Consider the following 18,705-nt stretch of genomic DNA (forward strand, 5'->3'; position numbering starts at 1 on the left):
TATGTCGGTTTAATTACCGACCCTGTAAATAATTCTGTGTAACTGCTCTTGGTTACAAGTATTCAGTTAGTCGGTCTTCAAACATAATCATAAAACGATTTAGAGCTTGCTTCCAGTGATGAATAGGCATTGTCCACCTCTTGGAAGCATCCATTATCGCTAAGTAAACCACCTTTCTAGCCGATTCATCTGTCGGGAACAGTTTACGTTTCTTGGTCGCTTTTCTGATCACACTGTTCAGAGATTCAATAGCATTTGTCGTGTAGATAGCTTTACGAATATCTTGAGGGTAGCTAAATAGAGTATTGAGATTACCCCAATGAGCCGTCCAGGTGTAACTCCACCCAATTTAGTACAGCTCTTTTGTAGAATTTTATGCAGCCTCAAGATAACTAATTGGTGTCATATCACCAAGTGAATCATGGGGTCGTTCATAATTATAAATATCTAACCATTCATCTGTGATTTCACGTACTTCTTGTAGTGACTCAAACAAGTATAAATCTAGCACTTCTTCACGGTAACTTCGGTTAAACCTTTCCACAAAGCCATTTTGATAAGGGCTACCAGGTTTTATAAACTCTAGCTTAATACTGTTTTCCATCGCCCACGTTTCAAGCATAGTGGAAGTAAACTCTGGGCCATTATCTACCCTAATTTGTTTTGGTTTGCCGCGCCAAGCAATGATCTGTTTTAGTGTCCTAATTACTCTCTCAGCCGTTAAACTGGTATCAACTTCAATCGCTAATGCTTGTCGATTGAAGTCATCGAGTACATTCAATGTTCTGAACCGATGTCCATAGCTTAATGCATCACTCATAAAGTCCATTGACCAAGATTCATTATGTTGCAGTGGGGCACTTAATGGTTCTGGCGTTCTCGTTGGTACACGGCGTTTTCCTTTACGTCTTAAGTTGAGTTTAAGCATGTTGTAAACACGTTCAACACGCTTCTTATTCCAAGGTTTACCCTTGTTGCGAAGCCTTTTAAATAGTTTGGGCAGCCCCCACCTTTGGTGACGTTCGATCAATGCTAGCAATGCGTCGATAACTTCATCATCTGATGGCCGTTTATGTTTGTAATAAAAAACTGAGCGGCTTAATCCAGCCACTTCACAAGCAAATGCGACGCTGACGTTAAATTGAGTTCTCAAATGCTCAACCCAAGCTCTGCGTCTACTTGTCTTTACAGCTTTTTTGCAATGATATCCTCAAGCATCGAGTGCTTTAAGCTCAGCGTTGCAAACATATCTTTTAGCTTACGATTTTCTTCTTCAAGTTCTTTAAGGCGTTTAACATCAGATGCTTCCATACCACCATATTTTGAGCGCCATTTGTAAAATGTGCTTTGGCCTATGCCATGTTTACGGCAAATTTCAGGCACTGGAATACCTGATTCAGCTTCTTTGATCATGCTGACAATTTGAGTTTCGGTGAACTTACTTTTTCTCATCGTAAATTTTCCTATTTTAGTTAATGGAAAATTCTACTTATGAACTGTTTCATTTTTTGGGGGAGTTACAGAAGAGCGTTTAAAAGCGGAAATAGTTCAGGAAGCGATGCAAAAAAAGTGGTGAAGCCGTCGCAACGCAAAGTGATGGCACAGCATATGCTTTCTAATCATAACATCAGTATTAAACTGGCTTGCATAGCGTTTGGTATCAGTGAAAGTTGCTATCGCTACCAAGCAAAGCTAAGTTCAGAAAACGCTGAAATAGCCGACTGGCTCGTAAAATTAACCGAGAACGAAACCGATTGGGGTTTTGGTCTGTGCTACGACTATTTGCGAAATGTAGAAGGCTTTAAATGGAACCATAAGCGTGTTTATCGTATTTATTGTGAGTTAGCCCTTAATTTGAGAATACGCCCTAGAAGGCGATTGAAACGGCATAAACCAGAGCCTCTTAAAGAGCCAATAAAGCGCAATCAAGTATGGTCGGTCGACTTTATGCATGACCAGTTAAGTAATGGCCGAAAAATACGTTTATTTAACATCATTGATGATTATAAACGTGAAGGGTTGGTGATTGATGTTGGGTATTCGTTTCCAGCGATTAGAGTGATAAGAAGCCTAAATCAACTCATTGAGTGGCGAGGTAAACCAAGCGTCATTCGTTGTGATAATGGTCCTGAATTTATCAGTCATGAATTTACTCATTGGGCGAAACAGCATGGAATTCGAATTGAATATATTCAACCGGGCAACCCACAACAAAACGCTTACATCGAACGACATAACAAAACAATTCGATATAGCTGGTTGAGCAAAAACTTATTTGATACGTTGGAAGAGGTTCAAGAGCATGCTACAAGTTGGCTGTGGTTTTATAATCATAAAAGGCCGCATAAAGCTAATGGAGGTAAACCGCCGTTGGCTGTAGCTTAACTCTCTATTTTTGATGGCTATTAAAAATGGGAGGATTACCGGTGTTCGCTATTTATTTATGAAATTATAATGGACGATAAAAAGCACATTCGATTATTCCAACGGACCTTGCATGGGGTATCTTCTGGTATTGTAAATCAGCAAAACCTCTAACAAGCAAGAGGTCAATTGAGAGTGAATAGCATAGTATTTATTCTATTTTAGCGGTGCTAAGTATGTCAGCTTTAAATTAACAATGTACAAAAACTATGAAGCTTTTAGCTTCGGGGAAGTGTCCTCATGTTTAATTGAAGTGAGTAAGCTTAAAGATGCTTACTTAAAGGTAGCGAACACTATTAATTAATCAGGTTTTATCTCAAGAGGTTCTAATGCTGTAAATGTTATTTTTAATTTTATAGCTTAATAATATCGTTTGCATGCTTATACGATGCAGGTGTACCAATATCCATATAAGGGCCATCAACAAGCCAACCTTGCATAGAGCCAATCATAGTGGGCACTATATCTGCGCATAGACTGAGCCGCTTCTCACGTAGCATTGGCTGAAAAAAACGTTGGAATACTTTTGGGGAAAATAAAAAGACAGCTCCATTTGCTAAATTAGTTGGTGGTTGAGCTACTTTTTCGAAATACCCTGTTATTATGTTCAGTTCATCTAGTTCGACAATGCCACAAGATTGTGGTGTGTCAGAGTAAAACAATAACATTGTTACATCAATATGGCTTGCTCGGAAGCTGTGCGCTGAGATTAGCCCACTGAGATCACTGGTGGTAAAGTTATCGGCATGAGCGATTAAAACATCCGAACTATCCCAAAACTCTCTATTTTTAATTAAAGTGCCACCTGTATCAAGTAGTTCAGTTTCATGCGAAAGGTAAATTTGTTCTCGGTATTTATGTGAATGCACAAATGCTTCAACGAGTTCTGATTTATAGTGGGTGTTGATTAAAATTTTAGATATTCCTAATTTAATAAGCTTTTCTATCCAGTAATCAAGTAGAGGTCGTCCACCAATCGGAACTAAACATTTTGGTATAGTGTTAGTTAGGGGCTTTAATCTTGTGCCCAGCCCCGCAGCAAGTAAAACGGCTCTCATTGTTTTGATGCTTGAAGGAGGTTGTGATTTATTCGCATTGGCAAAAATGATGTGACACAGTGACATAAGAACCACAGAAAGGTACTTAAGCGCGACAGTTAACCATTTACATAAACAAGTGAATAAACACCCGTTGAATTTTTAATCAATCAATGAGTGTCCTTAGTCAGTTTAAATAATAAAAATATGATTATATTAATAAATTTAAATTATAATTTTGTGGATGATGGGTGGGTAAATAATGCTGTGATTTCTGTTTTTTCTATGCGATAGTATTTTTAGAGCTTAAAGGTTAAGCTCTAAATAATCATTGTTATATTAAATTTTCATAATAAAAAGGAGTTATAATATGAAAAGATCTTTACGGATAAATACTTTTCTACTTGGATGTATCACATTCTCAGCATTCTCAGCATATGCAAACTCTGAAGTCGAATCTAGAATTCACAATGCTATCTCTGAGTATACTCCACAGCAATCAGTGGAGAGCTTTGATTACCCTTATCGTTGTAGGGAGCTAAAATCTACTGCTTATGAGTCAGTTAATCCAAATGAAGTCGAAATTGTTGATAGATTCACGGTATCTCAGGAATGTGGCTATAAGCTACAGTCATTCCATGTGGTAAGAAACGATTCTGGTGCTACATTTTATGTTTATCTTGTCGACTCAAGTGGCACAATAGTCAGAAGTGGACGTTATGGTGTATCGTCTTACCCAAGAACTGGGGACTACTTCTGGGTAGTAGAAAACAAAGGCGGTGGAGATGGAAGGGGGAGATTCAAGTCAGAAACTCGCCACTTTAGATAAAATTTAGAGCAATGAAAAAAATAACGCCATACTGTTGGCGTTATTTTTTGTATTTCATACTTCTTTATCTATTAAAATACTGCCGCTTTTTTTCAAAAAGTCAATGGCTTCTAACTGTAAATTTTCGAGATTAGATTGCGTAAAAATAGTGTCTATAGCTTGTTTAGATTGATTTGCATAAATTGGTGAATAGGCATAGGTTTTGTCGTCCTGCTTGGATAAATTTTCTGACTGCTTAGTGTAGTCATTTACATACTGCTGCATATCGAGTTTGGCATTGGGGTTTAATTGTCCAGTGGCCATACGTACTTCAAGGGACACTCGAAAATGACTTAACCCTTCAATCGTACTATCATCAATTTTACCTGTTTCACTCGATAGATGGGTAATATCCGCGATCAAGCTAGTAAATTCTTGAGGTGTAATATTACTAATATCGAATTCTTCTACTGCAAGTAAAGCATTAAAGTCATCACGCTTTGGCTGTATATCCCCAGCGGTTGTAGCTGATTTGTTTGGAGCTAATTCTTCGCTTTTTGAATGAAGGTTAACGGAAGTGTGCTGGTTATTTTGCTCTGTGCTCTGTAAGAGAACAGGGTGATTCCTTAAATCGTTTTGTAATTTCATAAATATTCCCTATTTAACAGTTGATACCTATTTTATGTCGGCTTAAAACATAAAAAGTTTAGCACAAATTAACTTACTCACCCTGAAGCTAACTGAGTTCTTTGAATCATATGAGGTGACTAAGCTTAAATTACAACTTTTAGCATTTCGCCATCAAAACATTGTAACTTGAGTAGAAAAATGAAGTTAAAGCCAATTTCTCACACCCTATAAATTTTTATCTAGGGAGTATAGCGTAATATTTATATACACATATACTTTGCAGTACCTTTGCTATGTTGATACTTGAAGGGGCTGTAATTTATTAGGCTCGGACAGTGGTAATGGCTCAAACAGCAGTGAGTTGCATTGTGCAGAGAAAATGTTACGAACCTGACTAATTTTGTTTGTTATTTAACATTAACACTGATGCTTCCAGTTCTTCTAAATTGTATGAATTACGAAACACTCTGATAGAGTTATCAAAATACTTTCCATACTCGATGTACAAATCATACTGATTTTTATTTGGTTCCATTTTAAAAATCACTTTTGCACCTGCTAGTGAAAACTTAGCTAGTTCCAAAAACAAGGTATCTGGAATATATGGTTTAGAAGCCATTAATTTTATTTGGAAGTCATTATGTAATAAAAATATCTGGTGACTATCCGTTTTTGGATATTGAGTATCGATACTCTGTAATTTATTTATTAATGATTTCATTTCAGGAGTGACACTGTTTGGTAAAAGTTCTGCCCCTCTATAATGTGCCGCATGTTGGTATACAGTAGCAGCTTTACTAAATAGTTCCTTTGAAAGCTCAAATCCATACATAGAAGCTTCTTTTTCAAAAGATAACTTGTTTTTGTACTGTTCTAAATTTCTGGACCACTGACTATTAACTAAATAAGCTGTAAAAATAGCCGTAAAAATAATCGTAATGATTGATATAGCTAACAAGTAAAGGTGTTCAAATCTACTTTGTTGGTGCATTTTTCCCTCGTATATAATCATATAGTGTGAGTACATCATGCGTTTCCACTTAAATATAGCTCGTTTTTATGAATAACCTATTTCTACCAAAATCACTAACTAATTGCTAGTCAAAGAAAGTTGATTTAAAGCATATTTCTATATTAGACAAAACGAGCGAAAAGACCTCTCTTGTGTATGAGAATAAGTTACTATTTCAGAGAAAAATAATAAGGGAACTTAACAATTTCAACGGCCGTTGTGTGGTTCTTTCAGGTGAAACTCTAAACCTAACAGTCAAGACTAAAAATTAGACATGAGCTACAAAGGTGATTTTTTAGTAGTGAGCGCTGTACCAAAATAATTGTATTGATCAAAATTTGAAAACTAGTTTATAAGGAGCAGCCTCACAATAAGGTAAAGTATTTTAAGTGTGTCCATTACAGGCTGGCTTATTATATTAAGGTTAAAACTAAATAATTTTTCGATAGATGCACTTTCCTTGACGACAAGAAGTATCAAAGCTATTAAAGTAGGAGCCCAACATAACGCTTTGTAATACTTAATCTTAGTATTTCTATCGGTTATCCTAATTTTTATATTATTGACTATGTCATCAAGGTTGCTCATCATTGCTTTTGATTCAAGCTTTTCTGCACATTGGTTTTTTAATTTATCAAAAGTAAATGAACAGCTTTTTTCTATTTGTTTGAGCCTTAAAATCTGATCGTTTATCATCCAATAATTAAATAGTGCAGTAATAACTACGCCAGAAATAACAAAGAAGTAACTGTAAGCATTATCAACTTTTGAAAGGGCTCCCAAACTCACTAAAACGATTGGAATTGCATATAGTCGAATCTGGATATCATTCAAAACAGAGCTAACTTTTTCTGCGTAATCAAACCCTTTTTCTTCGACCTGTTGTTGAAATTCACCTATTGCAAAGTTATGAATGAATACTTCGTAGTGCTCGTAATAAGCGCTCTTAACTTTATCTAAATGAGTGAATAGTATTTCGGTGTTACTTTTTTCTGTTGTGTCGTTCGCAACCAACTTTTTAAGCGTGTCAACAAGCGCAAGCTTAAAGAATGACTGTCTGTCTTGATGATGTAAATTCCCATGCTCATCTTTCGAAATTAACTTGGAGATATCTTCAACAGTTGAGATATCTTCGATTTTTAACAATTCTGAGATGTTACATATGGAAATTTCGAGAGGCTTAGCATACTTGTCATCCTCTCCTTTAATAAAAAAGTATAGGGTAACACCTGTATTTGTATGCTTATCTATATCAGAAATTGCAGTTAAGAACTTAATCCATTCCATTAGCTCTTTTAGCTTTATGATTGCAGGCAGTACGGTATCACCATCGCTCCTATAATCATCGTCAGTAAAATAGTAACGCTCAGGCAGTTTTTTCCCTTGAATCAAAAAGCTTGATAGCTTAGAAAACAAATCATGTTCGTTTTTATAAAATGAAAAGCTGTTTCCAGCGTATAGCTCAAACTCCACTTTTAACGCGTTACATTCTCTACCCGCTACAATGTCATTTATGGAAGCCTCACACCAATCGATCTCTAAAGCGAAGCTTCTGAATTGCCTCCTATTATTGAACAAGTTAGTAAGATGGACAATGTGCTCATCGGTCAAATTAACTTCCGTAGTTAAATCCAACTTACCATTCTCGAAATGTATATTTGCTCCAAATAGCTTGTAAAGTGAGATACAGGAGTTAAATAGATCAGGTTGTTGAGCTATCATCTTTATCACTTAAATTAATAGCTGCTAGTATGGCTTCTTTAACATCGTCAGTTATCATTTGGCCCCTGATAATCACATCATCGCTTTCTTGGTCAAAGAGGATTGGTTTATTAGAGTCAGCCTCAATTCCAACAAGCCCAATGCTATCAAGGTCAAAATTTAAGTTAAAAGCCTCACCTGAATAATATACTTTTGCTAGCTTGTCTACGCTGTTTTTAGCTGCATAGAATGTCGCTGGCATTTCATAATCGTCTTGCTTGCTAAATTCTATAAAGCTTTGCTTTTGCTCCTCGGTACATGATTCAGGAACGTGAGCAATAGCAATTTCATTTATTTTAGTCAAATGCACTTCTTTGTTAACATTATCTGATAGATACTTAACTAGCTGACTGCGGGCACTTTTTTGAGTTTCGTGATCAGCTTCAAATTGTTCTAAGAAATCTTTCAATACTCTAGGTGCCTTAGCCACTGCTTTTGCAGGAGTTGTCTTGTTAATACAGCCAAATGAGTTCGCGAAGTAATCTGTATCTTTACCCTTACCAATAAAGCTTAGGTAATTTTTTGTATAGCCCTGTTTTAAGGATAGAAAATAACGAGCAACATTGATATCGACGGCTTGGTGCAACTTACTGAGATCAACGTGTATTTCTTTAGTCGGCTTTAAGTTTGTTAACTTAATACCAGCAGTGTTAGTGATCATTGCAGCCATAAGTCTCGTGTCTTTAAATGATTTATACTCAATGAAACAAATATAGCCTCCTTTACTGTTTGTATGAACAATTTCGTCATATAAAGCATCCATCGTCGATATAGTTAAATCAAAGAATACCTTATCTTGTTCTGATTCTGGAAGTTCTGCATTTAGCTCTTTGAGATTCATAGGGAAATCAGCATTGCTTTTAAACTGTCCCCATAGTACAGCTGTACGATTATCTTTTACTTTAAGAAGCTGTTGAGCTAAATCTAGTATTATATCGTGTTCTAGGTCTAGTAACTCACTTGCTTTGTCTGGAACTTTGCCTTTAAAAAGCTCGTGGATCACAAAACGCTGAATCGTTGACATAAATTATCCTTCTATAAGTTCTCGACGAAAACTCTTATCAATTATACAATAATACTGTTTATTTATACAGTTACTGGTGGTTTACATTTGGAGCTAGCATTAAAGAAATTCTTCCATAAACAAAGTTCATATTTATTAATGCTTATTATTAACTATTGTTAATATATATTTTCACATATGTAACACCTTGGTTCAATGGTGTTGATATGAGATTGAGCGAAAATTAAAAATCATGGAACAACAGGTATTGCTTCATGAAAACATAATCGCTCACTTTTGGTGCATGGGTTCAGAATTATACGTAAATGAAAGTTAATTGGTCATGATTACGACTGTATTTTTGGCCTAATAACTTGTTTTATAATCAAGATTGCTAGCAACCCAAGTTAACTAAATAGTAAGCATCTACACAGCAACTACATATTGTGGCAAGTAGTTATAAATCTTTAAATATAAATATATTCATACCTAAAAGCGCCTAAAAGGCGCTTTGAGATGCTTAACCCCCAATACTATAAATTGGTAAAGGGGGAGATGGTAATGCCTGTTGACGGGCAGGGAGATCAGGAGAGCGAGAGTCGCCCCCATAAACTTGTTTTAACTGGTGTTTATCTAATACTTTCATATTTCAATTCCCTCGATTCGGCTTTTGTTGCGTACATTAATAGGCATCCACAGAGAGCAAGCTGAATAAGCAAAATAATATTATCTCTAAAATAGAGCTTAAAGTAAGCGTTATCAATCCAATAATATTTGTATGCTAGTACTTCAAGCCATGTTGAAATATTGACTACCAGTGCTAGTGAAAATATCAGTAAAATCATACACTCTTGTGTCGAAAGTTTCTGTTTTTCATATACTCTTTGGTAAAAATTCAAGCCAGTTTTACTGTAGAAAAATAGTGCTAAGTCCCTACGATAAACGATAGGAAGTATAAAAACAATATTTAGGAATGCTTGAAAAATATAGTAATGAGTATTCCATGCGATAGTGATGGAAAACATCACCATATTGATAATAATTACTGCCAGATACGAGAGAAAAAACCACCTCGCAGTAGCAACCTTCCAACTCATTAATAACCCCAAGACAATAAAAAATAGTTGTGCATAGTCTGCTATCGTATAAATATCATACATTGGATTTATTCCTTTTCTTGTTCTTCAATAGGTACATCTTCAATGCTCGAATCTTTTAAATCAAATACATTGCTCAAGTCTTTACCAAAAATTAAAAACAGCTCAAAAAGTTGGGTACAGGTCATTTCAGTTTTGCCTGATTCATAGTTACTGACACTTGCCTGATCAACACCTAACTTTTCCGCTAATTGTTTTTGAGTCAATTTTTTTTCGAGCCTCATTTGTCTGATTGAGCGTTGAACGTACAGCTTAAAATTATTCGTTTTTTTCCTTCTTGTACTTTTAATCACACGCTTGTACCTACTCCTTATCCCATAAGCGAAAACTATCAGCTAAGTAACCGCATGACAACTATTTGTTAACAAATGAAGTGTGAATTGAGTATTTTATGAAGATTTTTATACGATAGAGTGTTTGTTCCTATTTATATGTCAGCAACGAGAAGCAACATAAAGCAGGGACTTCACATATATAACGCTCATTGGGCTGGGAGTTTTTAATATATCCGTATGAACTCGTTGAGCATCAAAATTCGACATTAGGAAAATTGACTCACTGTTTCTGGTTGTTAATTTTATGTTCAAATGATTAGTGCAAAAGTTTACAGGTACGACTATGCTTAAGTGCAGTAGCAAGATTGCAAGTTGGTAACCAACACTTGCTCTCTTGCTTAGGGGAAACCCCCTAAGAACCCCTATACCTTTAAATTGGAATGTAAGCTCATGGATGAAAAACGGCGAGAATATTTCAAAAACTATAACGAACAAAGAAAACGCATTAGCATTAGCCTTTGTTTTGCTGACTATCAAAAAGTTGAATATTTAGCGGACAAAATGCAGTTAAAACCAACTTCATTTGTTGGTCATCTCGTTCCAAAAAGATTAGGATGACATCCACTCAAAAATTAATACCAATAAATAAGCCTCGTTCAATCTGAAATATCGTTTGGTTAGTAAAATCAAATCAAGTAAATGCGCTATAAGCTCCAAAATAGAGAAAAACTGAACTCTTGCCCAGTAATAAGGCACGGCTAAGCCGCCACGCTATGATGTATTGTTTATCTAGAGATGGATTAAGGCGACACCCACTCAAAAATTAATACCAATAAATGAGCCGCGTTCAATCTGAAATATCGTTTAGTTAGTAAAATAAAATCAAGTAAATGCGCTATAAGATCCAAAATAGAGAAAAACTGAACTCATACGTGTCAATAAGGCACAGCTACCCGCCAAGCCATAGTGTGTTGGTTATCTAGAGATTACCTTGGTGGTTAAAAATTAAGCCAGTAGCCTTTCACACTGTTTATAGTTAGCCCGCCGTTTTATTTCTAGGCTCGCACAATAATTATCAAGCTTTTGAGGTCGCCCTACTGCGCCGTGGAATACTTTGGTAAATTGCGTGGTGAGTTTTAACCAGTTTTCTGGGGCTATGTTAAGTCTGTCTAAAATTGGGGAGTTGATTGGGCTTATAGCGCCTCGTTTGTCTACTCGCATACATCGGCCTGTTAACTCAACCAGTTCTAAATAGGACTTTAATTCAAACGGTAAACCTTTGGGCATATGTTTTCTGGGGCTACCTGCAAAACGCGCTAATGGTTTTGGTTGCTTGCCTTCTTTGGCATGTTCACAACGAGTTTTTACACTGGTGTAGTCTGAGGTTTCCGGTGTATCAGCCATCTTTGCTCTGATTGGATTTAAATCAACATACGCCATACAGGCTGCCAGTGCCGCTTCATCAAGTAAAGCTTGTGATTTAAAGCGCCCTTCCCAAAATCGACCAGTACAGTTATCTTCCTTATTCGCTTTTCGGGCGATGCTTTCATTCAGTACCCGCATAAACCAACTGATACTCGATAAACGTTCTCTAAATTGTTCAATGTCTTTATTTAAAAAATATTGTTGCGCTGAGTCTAGCCGCTCACCTTGTAGGTACTTATGAGACAATATGGTGCCTTTAAATAGCTTATGCCATCTGATGATAATCGCTTTATCACTCAGTCTTTTAGCTTTTATATCATCTACATAAAGTACAGTGTGAGTATGGTTACTCATCACCGCATACGCACACACATCAATACAAAACACTTTAGTAAGTTCAAGTAGCTTTGCTTCTATCCAACCTCTTCTGTGTTCATACGATTGCCCTGTTACCTTATCTTCACCACACAAATAAGCGCGGCGAACACACCGTGAAATACAATGGTAGTATTTGGTATCAGTTAAACTCACTTGTCTTTTGCGTGCTGTTGCCATGAGGTAAAACGCCTATCTTTCAAGCTGAATCTAAAAGATAGGCAATGAATGAAAAACAATCAACTTTGGATGGGTGTCAGTTAAAATTAGTTAGTATTTGGTCTCAGTTAAACTCACTTGTCTTTTACGTGCTGTAGCCATGAGAGAACTGCCTATCTTTTGAGCTTAATCTAAAATATAGGCAATGAATGAAAAACAATCAACTTTAAATGGGTGTCAGTTAAAATTATGGTTTGGTTGCACTTGAATTTCAGCCTCGCACACTTGAGAGCAAAAGTTGATTAACACAGAATTTTTAGACTCAATCATCATAACTTCACAGGCTGACAAAAATATATATTAAAGTCTTTGTCACTATCGGTTTAATCAAATGAATATCCATATTTTGCATAAATTTCAGCGATAGTACCTGATTTAATCATTAAATCGAGTGCTTGGTTAATGGCTGGAAGAATGTCTTGATGATTAGGATGAATACGCAGAGAAACTGGTTCGTTTGATACTTCGTAAACTTTCAAAAAGTCTCTGTATTTTGGCTCTGTATTAATAAAATACGATGCGCTTGCTTCGCCTATCAAAATATAGTCAAATCTTTTTTTATAAAGTTGCGCTACTAGCATTTTTTCTGATTTATTATTGACAACAACCAGCCCATTATTACCCATGTGCATGTCAAACTCACCATAACTATACCCCCTCACCTTACCAATTACTTTACCGTACAGCTGAGAAATATGATTTACAGGATTGAGCTTGTTTGAATTAGCCATGATAATTTCTTTCGAGTTTGCATAGCTCTGTGAATAAACCCCTTTCACCTCTTCTTTATCTCTCCATCGAGGGCTGATCCCTGGCTCTATATCAATTTTACCTCTAGCGAAATATAGTTTGCCACGGGCAACAGATAGAGGTACAAATTTAAACTTTAAATTAGTCAACAAACTGATTTCATGAAAAAGATCAATAAAAATCCCATCTTTTTGATGATTTTCTACAAAGCTGTATGGAGGGTTAGCTTCATGATATAAAACAACAGAGTAAACCTTATGTTCTTTTGCGTAAATAACTTGAGCGCTGAGTATCAAAAAAACGAACAATACTTTCATAATCACTCACGTCAAATTGCACACAATTTAACAATAATACAAATACACCAGATTTAAAAGAACATATTAATTATGTATCCATGGCTACTTAAATGAGTCTAAATTGACTAAAAATGAGTACTTCCTCCCTTGTTTCATGGCTTAATTACCATAAAAAGCAACCACTTTAATGCCAAAAACAGGATAAAAGTCAATTGTCGGTAGTCACCAGATCTCCCCCCAATTAAAAGATAAGCAATCGATTTTATGTGATCACCTCGTCATCACATCACTCATTATTGAAAAGAGTTAATACAATTCTGAGCTTTTCAATTTTGCTATCCTTAATGCGTTGACAACCTGCGACTCTAAAAAAGACTTGTTTACGGTCTTTTGCGGATTCGGAGTATGGGCTACCTCGTGGTTCCATACAAAAATTTGACACCTTGTTAGGCATTTATGTCCGATGTAAGTAACCAATTATTTTTTATATGCTAATTTCATAGTGTAAGCACGTAATGATCTGAGTTCAGGACCACATTTACGATCTTGGTTCAAAAAATGCATAAAAACCTGAAATTCACTCAAACATTTACCAAAATGAATAAAAATGACAATAAAGTATATGTGATTAGCGGTTATGCACACTGTGCGGCAACACACAACGGAAAGTACAAACTCGGTAATAAGCATTCCATCGGCTTACTGACAACCGATGAGAATTATCAAAACAATATCAAACAACTGAAGAGCTTTATCAAAAACCTAGGCTGGGAAGCCATTACATTTTGCATGGTAGAACAGGTCGACGATATAAACACCCTGTCAAATGATACTTTAATATCCAGTTTTATTCGCGCCAAAGAAAATGGCCAATCTTTGGTCGTAAATGATCTTCCGATCACGGTCCATTAAGCGACAAAGCTAATGCTAGACTCAGATTAATATATTCTTTTAAGAAGTGAACAACTGAGCTTCCCCATTTGTAAATTACAAACGGCTATTACTCACCTTTTAGGCAAGAATGTTAAGCACACAAAAGCCTTTAAGAATATTTTGACCTTTACACTACTTGATACATCATTGTAGTGGTCAATCATTTTTGGCCACCTCGTTATAAGTTTTCCAATACTGTTTTTCTTTCGCTATAGGTGAGCTGCCGTCGTTATGCCTATGAGGTCGGTAACGGTTGTAGTAGCCCACGATATATTGTGATATTTCGCCTGTTGCTTCTGTTAGATTTTTATATCCTACTCTTGGCATCCACTCAGTTTTAAAGCTTCTAAAAAAGCGTTCCATTGGCGCATTATCCCAGCAATTGCCTCGACGAGATAAGCTTTGTTTCATGCCATAGTGCCAGATGAGTTGCCTAAACGTTTTACTCGTATAATGACAACCTTGATCGCTATGAAACATAACTCTTTTTGGATTTCCCCGGCTCTCATAAGCCATTCTTAATGCCTTTTTAGTCAGTTCACTATCAGGTCTTATCGATGTTGCCCAACCAACAACTCTACGAGCATAAAGATCAATAACGACTGCTAGATAAACCCACCGAGAGCCGCACCAAACATAAGTTACATCACCACACCACACTTGATTTGGTGTTGATACGTTAAACTCACGCTCAAGCAAGTTAGGAATGCTTAAGTGAAGCTTTTCAGCTTTTGCATACTTGTGTGAAGGTAGCTGACGACTCACTAAGTCATTCTGTTTCATTAACTTACGCACGAGCCAACGACTAACGTTAAATCCTGAGTCCTTTAGCAACTGAACTAAGGTGCGTTGGCCTGCCGAGCCATGGCTTATCCCAAACCAACGTTTTAATTGTGCAATCAAGCGTAGACGTTCAGGATTTATATGTTGTGGCCTTTTACGCCAGTAACGGAAGCTACTACGTTGAACTTTAAATAGATGACAGAGGCGCTTTACCGACCAACACTCTTGAAATGACCGTATCAGCGCAAACCTTTGATGGAGTCCTGCATCAAGAGAGCTGAAGCGTTTTTTAAGATTTCATTATCCTCTTCCAGTCGCTTTAATTTACGTTCTAGCTCACGAATTTTAAGCTGGTCAGGCGTTAATGGAGTTACATTAGATAAGTTGCCTTGACGCTCTTGGCGAAGCTGTCTCGCCCATTTATCAACGGTAGATTTTCCAAGCCCCAGTGCTTCAGCAACATCTCGAACTGAGCGCTGCTCATCCACTACTTGCTGTGCGACTTCTAAACGAAACTCGGGAGAGTATTTTGGTCGTGTTTGTTTTGCCATTATTACACCTAATTAAGTTATGGTGATTATATCACCTCTAATCAGGTGGCCAAATTCAATGTACCATTACACCTTCATCTCTAACTGTCCATAAGAGTGTTAGATTGTCCGTCCATTCCTCGCTCACAGCAGCCTATCAGGTGATATGTGAACCTACTCATAAAAACTGTAAGATAGAATATGAGCTACTATACTTAAGTATACCTTTACAATAAAACAATAAAGCCGACGTTATGTCGGCTTTATTGTTAAAAGAATCAAAGTAATTAGGCTTGACGTGCTTCTATCATCAAGCGTTTCATATCTCGAATCGCTTTCTCAAGCCCATCAATCGCCGCTCTGGCAATAATGGCATGGCCAATATTGAGCTCATAAATTTCAGGCATTTGAGCTATTGGTTTTACATTATGATAATGTAAACCGTGCCCGGCATTGACAATAATGCCCTGCGCAGCTGCGTACTGTACCCCTTCACGAATGCGTTCTAATTCGGCATTTTGTTCAAGATCTGTTTCGGCATCTGCATATGCGCCAGTATGAATTTCAATGTAAGGTGCACCGGTTTTTTTGGCAGCATCAATTTGTGCTTTATCCGCATCAATGAATAAAGATACCTTGATCCCAGCTTGTGTCAGTTTTGTTGTCGCTTCTGTTATTTTTTGCTGGTTACCCAATACATCTAATCCACCTTCAGTGGTGAGTTCTTCCCGCTTTTCTGGCACCAAGCATACATAGGCTGGCTTCACTTCCAAGGCTATATCAATCATCTCATCCGTTACTGCAATTTCTAAGTTCATACGTGTTTGAATGGTTTTGGCCATTACATACACATCACGATCTTGAATGTGGCGGCGATCTTCACGCAAATGAATGGTTATTCCGTCAGCACCGGCATGCTCAGCAACGGCAGCGGCATGGGCTGGATCTGGGTAGCTAGTACCACGAGCCTGACGCAGCGTTGCAATATGATCAACATTAACACCTAATAAAATATCTTTCATTCTCTTACCTTGATAAAAAAAGTTCTCGGCTCTTTAGAGCCTTATGTCCTAATAGCGGTTTTAATAAATAACGGCTTAAATACTTAGCAGGCCGTCGAACTGTTGATTTGGCAAAGTCATGCTCCGCCATCGCTAACAACACCTCTCCCGCGAAGCCTAACTCAGGTTGATCAGTACGAACAAACCCAAGCTCTGTAATATATTGGTACGTATAGTTTGGATTAATCGGTTCACCATGTGCATCATAATCAAACTCTAAGCCGAATCCCAACATGCTTAATAATTGAAACTCATAGCTACGTAGCACCGGCTCTACATCATCACAGTTTGCGAGCACGCTTAAATGGCTTTGATATAGCTCAAAAACCCCTTCTAAAGGCTCATTACATGGTACAGCACGGAAGGAAAGTTCATTCAAATAAAATCCACAATACAATCGCTTACCAGTTAACTGTAAGGGCGCAGATGATAATTCAAATTTATTAAGATATTTTAAATCGTATCGACCTGCATATTGTGATAATAAAAGGCCAAACGGTTGTAGGTGGGCATTGTGCTTTAATGACTGCTTGCCCTTAATTCGAGCAAGCATAGTAAGGTGACCAACACCATCAACAAGCATATTTAACATCAGTTGGGAGTCGCTGTAGGGACGTCGATGTAAGAGATACGCTTGCCGAAAGTCGCTATGCAATCATTCTTCTCCGTAACCTAAGCTACGCAGTGCACGCTCATCGTCAGCCCATCCAGATTTAACTTTAACCCAAAGTTCTAAAAATACTTTATTATCAAGCATTTCTTCTAGATCTTTGCGTGCTTCACGACCGATAACTTTAAGTTTTTCGCCTTTATTGCCAATTACCATACGCTTTTGCGTTTCACGCTCAACTAAGATCAGTGCATTAATTTGCCATACACCATTATCTTGCCATTTGAACTGTTCAATTTCTACGGTAACGGAATAAGGTAACTCGTCACCCATAAAGCGCATTAACTTTTCACGGACCACTTCTGCGGCTAAAAAGCGCATTGACCTATCTGTTACGTAATCTTCTGGGAAGTAAAACTCAGATTCAGGTAAACGCTTACGTACTTCTTCTTTTACCATATCAATATTCTTTCCTTGTTTCGCAGAAACAGGAATAATACCGGCAAAATCGCCTTGCTCACTAAGCCATTGCATATGCGGTAAAACAAGTTCATGATCTTTTACTTGGTCAACTTTATTCATCACAACTAAAACTGGACGACCACTGCCCATAACTTTTGTCAAAACCATTTCATCATCTGCGTTCCAGAGTGTTCCCTCTAAAACAAAAATGATCAGCTCAACATCACCGATAGAACTTGATGCCGCTCTATTCATTAAACGGTTTATGGCACGTTTTTCTTCAATATGAAGCCCTGGGGTATCAACATAAACAGCTTGATAGTTATCTTCAGTATGAATCCCCATGATACGGTGGCGAGTCGTTTGAGGCTTTCGTGAAGTAATACTCACTTTTTGCTCAACAATTTGGTTTAATAGTGTTGATTTACCCACATTCGGGCGACCAACAATGGCAATCATGCCACAGTGCGTATTAGGCGTCATTTTTTATGATCTTCAATGCTTTCTCAGCAGCTTTTTGTTCCGCCTTACGACGTGAGCTACCGATTGAAATAATGCTATCCATCCCTTCAACAATACATTCAACCGTGAATGTTTGATTGTGTGCTTGGCCTTTTGTGTCTATGACCGTGTATCCAGGTAAAGGAAGCTTGCGTGCTTGTAAGTACTCTTGTAATAAAGTTTTAGGATCTTTTTGGTTATGCCCAGGTGAAATTGCATCTAACCTAGACTGATACCAACGTAAAATAAGATCACTACACTCATTAATATCCGAGTCTAAAAAGACCGCGCCTATAATTGCTTCTACTGCATCTGCAAGTGTTGATTCTCGACGGAAACCACCACTTTTTAATTCACCAGGACCTAATCTTAGATAATCACCTAAGTTAAACTCCACACCAAACTCTGCCAGAGTTTGACCACGAACCAAGGTTGAGCGCATACGGCTCAAGTCACCTTCGCGTGCTTTTGGGAACTGCTCGTATAGGGCATTAGCGATAACAAAGCTTAAAATTGAGTCACCGAGAAACTCTAAGCGCTCATTGTGCTGACCTTTATGACTACGATGTGTCATGGCCTGCTCAAGTAATGCCTCGTCAGTAAACTGATATCCTATCTTACTATATAATTCTGCTACGTTTCTTTTCATT

At 37.2% G+C, this 18,705-nt stretch carries 19 protein-coding genes and 2 pseudogenes; 4 read left to right on the top strand and 17 right to left on the bottom strand.

The window, feature by feature from the left end; all coding sequences use genetic code 11:
- Positions 1-52: 52 nt before the first annotated feature.
- Positions 53-340 (bottom strand): annotated as a pseudogene (locus tag PCIT_RS00610) (transposase); the annotation flags it as partial.
- Between the two features lie 33 nt (positions 341-373).
- Positions 374-1,452, bottom strand: a protein-coding gene (locus PCIT_RS00615; protein WP_238347981.1) for an IS3 family transposase whose coding sequence is annotated in 2 segments (ribosomal slippage) — positions 374-1,191 and positions 1,191-1,452 — 1,080 coding nt in all. Because the reading frame shifts where the segments join, the coding sequence is not laid out codon by codon here.
- A gap of 70 nt (positions 1,453-1,522) precedes the next feature.
- Here PCIT_RS00615 and PCIT_RS00620 point away from each other — a divergent pair.
- Positions 1,523-2,385, top strand: a pseudogene (locus PCIT_RS00620) (IS3 family transposase); the annotation flags it as partial.
- Positions 2,386-2,777: 392 nt separating this feature from the next.
- Here PCIT_RS00620 and PCIT_RS00625 read toward each other — a convergent pair.
- The gene (locus PCIT_RS00625) at positions 2,778-3,482 is read right to left on the bottom strand and encodes a nucleotidyltransferase family protein (RefSeq protein WP_010364969.1); all 705 of its coding nucleotides are present in this window, start codon (positions 3,480-3,482) and stop codon (positions 2,778-2,780) included.
- 349 nt (positions 3,483-3,831) lie between these two features.
- Here PCIT_RS00625 and PCIT_RS00630 point away from each other — a divergent pair, with 349 nt between their 5' ends.
- Entirely contained in the window at positions 3,832-4,290 is a 459-nt protein-coding gene (locus PCIT_RS00630) for a hypothetical protein (RefSeq protein WP_010364630.1), read from the top strand.
- A gap of 54 nt (positions 4,291-4,344) precedes the next feature.
- On the opposite strand, the gene PCIT_RS00635 is transcribed toward PCIT_RS00630, so the two are convergent.
- The 7 genes from PCIT_RS00635 to PCIT_RS00665 all read right to left on the bottom strand — a co-directional run bounded on the left by PCIT_RS00635 (position 4,345) and on the right by PCIT_RS00665 (position 10,125).
- Positions 4,345-4,917: a hypothetical protein gene (locus PCIT_RS00635; protein WP_010364632.1), complete on the bottom strand. Its 573-nt coding sequence runs from the start codon at positions 4,915-4,917 to the stop codon at positions 4,345-4,347.
- Positions 4,918-5,293: 376 nt separating this feature from the next.
- Positions 5,294-5,890 (bottom strand): hypothetical protein, encoded by a 597-nt coding sequence (locus PCIT_RS00640; RefSeq protein WP_010364634.1) that lies wholly within the window; start codon positions 5,888-5,890, stop codon positions 5,294-5,296.
- Positions 5,891-6,256: 366 nt separating this feature from the next.
- Positions 6,257-7,633, bottom strand: a complete 1,377-nt coding sequence (locus PCIT_RS00645; RefSeq protein ID WP_010364636.1) for a hypothetical protein — start codon at positions 7,631-7,633, stop codon at positions 6,257-6,259.
- Positions 7,614-8,696, bottom strand: coding sequence for a nucleoid-associated protein (locus tag PCIT_RS00650; protein WP_010364637.1), 1,083 nt, complete (start codon positions 8,694-8,696; stop codon positions 7,614-7,616). Before PCIT_RS00650 ends, PCIT_RS00645 begins: the two co-directional genes overlap by 20 nt.
- Positions 8,697-9,195: 499 nt before the next feature.
- The gene (locus PCIT_RS00655) at positions 9,196-9,321 is read right to left on the bottom strand and encodes a bacteriocin (protein WP_157592893.1); all 126 of its coding nucleotides are present in this window, start codon (positions 9,319-9,321) and stop codon (positions 9,196-9,198) included.
- Positions 9,305-9,835 carry a hypothetical protein gene (locus tag PCIT_RS00660; RefSeq protein ID WP_010364639.1) on the bottom strand — a complete coding sequence of 177 codons (531 nt, stop codon included), beginning with the start codon at positions 9,833-9,835 and terminating at the stop codon, positions 9,305-9,307. Before PCIT_RS00660 ends, PCIT_RS00655 begins: the two co-directional genes overlap by 17 nt.
- Before the next feature lie 5 nt (positions 9,836-9,840).
- Positions 9,841-10,125 carry a helix-turn-helix domain-containing protein gene (locus PCIT_RS00665; protein WP_010364641.1) on the bottom strand — a complete coding sequence of 95 codons (285 nt, stop codon included), beginning with the start codon at positions 10,123-10,125 and terminating at the stop codon, positions 9,841-9,843.
- Positions 10,126-10,557: 432 nt separating this feature from the next.
- Between PCIT_RS00665 and PCIT_RS00670 the strand changes: the two genes are divergently transcribed.
- Entirely contained in the window at positions 10,558-10,725 is a 168-nt protein-coding gene (locus tag PCIT_RS00670) for a hypothetical protein (protein ID WP_010364643.1), read from the top strand.
- A gap of 387 nt (positions 10,726-11,112) precedes the next feature.
- Here the strand turns inward: PCIT_RS00670 and PCIT_RS00675 are convergent, their stop codons facing one another.
- Both PCIT_RS00675 and PCIT_RS00680 read right to left on the bottom strand, forming a co-directional pair.
- A complete protein-coding gene (locus PCIT_RS00675; protein ID WP_010364645.1) occupies positions 11,113-12,087 on the bottom strand; it encodes a transposase in 975 nt (324 codons plus the stop codon).
- Between the two features lie 362 nt (positions 12,088-12,449).
- Positions 12,450-13,193 carry a substrate-binding periplasmic protein gene (locus PCIT_RS00680; protein WP_010364648.1) on the bottom strand — a complete coding sequence of 248 codons (744 nt, stop codon included), beginning with the start codon at positions 13,191-13,193 and terminating at the stop codon, positions 12,450-12,452.
- Between the two features lie 579 nt (positions 13,194-13,772).
- On the opposite strand from PCIT_RS00680, the gene PCIT_RS00685 reads away from it, so the two are divergent.
- Complete coding sequence (locus PCIT_RS00685) at positions 13,773-14,087, top strand: hypothetical protein (protein ID WP_040698134.1); 315 nt, start codon at positions 13,773-13,775, stop codon at positions 14,085-14,087.
- Positions 14,088-14,264: 177 nt separating this feature from the next.
- Here PCIT_RS00685 and PCIT_RS00690 read toward each other — a convergent pair.
- The 5 genes from PCIT_RS00690 to rnc form a co-directional block, all read right to left on the bottom strand.
- Positions 14,265-15,442, bottom strand: a protein-coding gene (locus PCIT_RS00690) for an IS3 family transposase (protein ID WP_157592894.1) whose coding sequence is annotated in 2 segments (ribosomal slippage) — positions 14,265-15,175 and positions 15,175-15,442 — 1,179 coding nt in all. Because the reading frame shifts where the segments join, the coding sequence is not laid out codon by codon here.
- Between the two features lie 266 nt (positions 15,443-15,708).
- Positions 15,709-16,443, bottom strand: a complete 735-nt coding sequence (gene pdxJ, locus PCIT_RS00695; RefSeq protein ID WP_010364656.1) for a pyridoxine 5'-phosphate synthase — start codon at positions 16,441-16,443, stop codon at positions 15,709-15,711.
- Positions 16,444-16,447: 4 nt separating this feature from the next.
- Positions 16,448-17,137 carry a DNA repair protein RecO gene (gene recO, locus PCIT_RS00700; protein WP_040698122.1) on the bottom strand — a complete coding sequence of 230 codons (690 nt, stop codon included), beginning with the start codon at positions 17,135-17,137 and terminating at the stop codon, positions 16,448-16,450.
- Entirely contained in the window at positions 17,138-18,037 is a 900-nt protein-coding gene (gene era / locus PCIT_RS00705; RefSeq protein WP_010364662.1) for a GTPase Era, read from the bottom strand. It abuts the gene before it with no gap.
- Positions 18,027-18,704 carry a ribonuclease III gene (gene rnc / locus PCIT_RS00710; RefSeq protein ID WP_010364664.1) on the bottom strand — a complete coding sequence of 226 codons (678 nt, stop codon included), beginning with the start codon at positions 18,702-18,704 and terminating at the stop codon, positions 18,027-18,029. Before rnc ends, era begins: the two co-directional genes overlap by 11 nt.
- Position 18,705 lies beyond the last annotated feature (1 nt).

The organism is Pseudoalteromonas citrea (assembly GCF_000238375.3).
Lineage (GTDB): Bacteria > Pseudomonadota > Gammaproteobacteria > Enterobacterales > Alteromonadaceae > Pseudoalteromonas > Pseudoalteromonas citrea.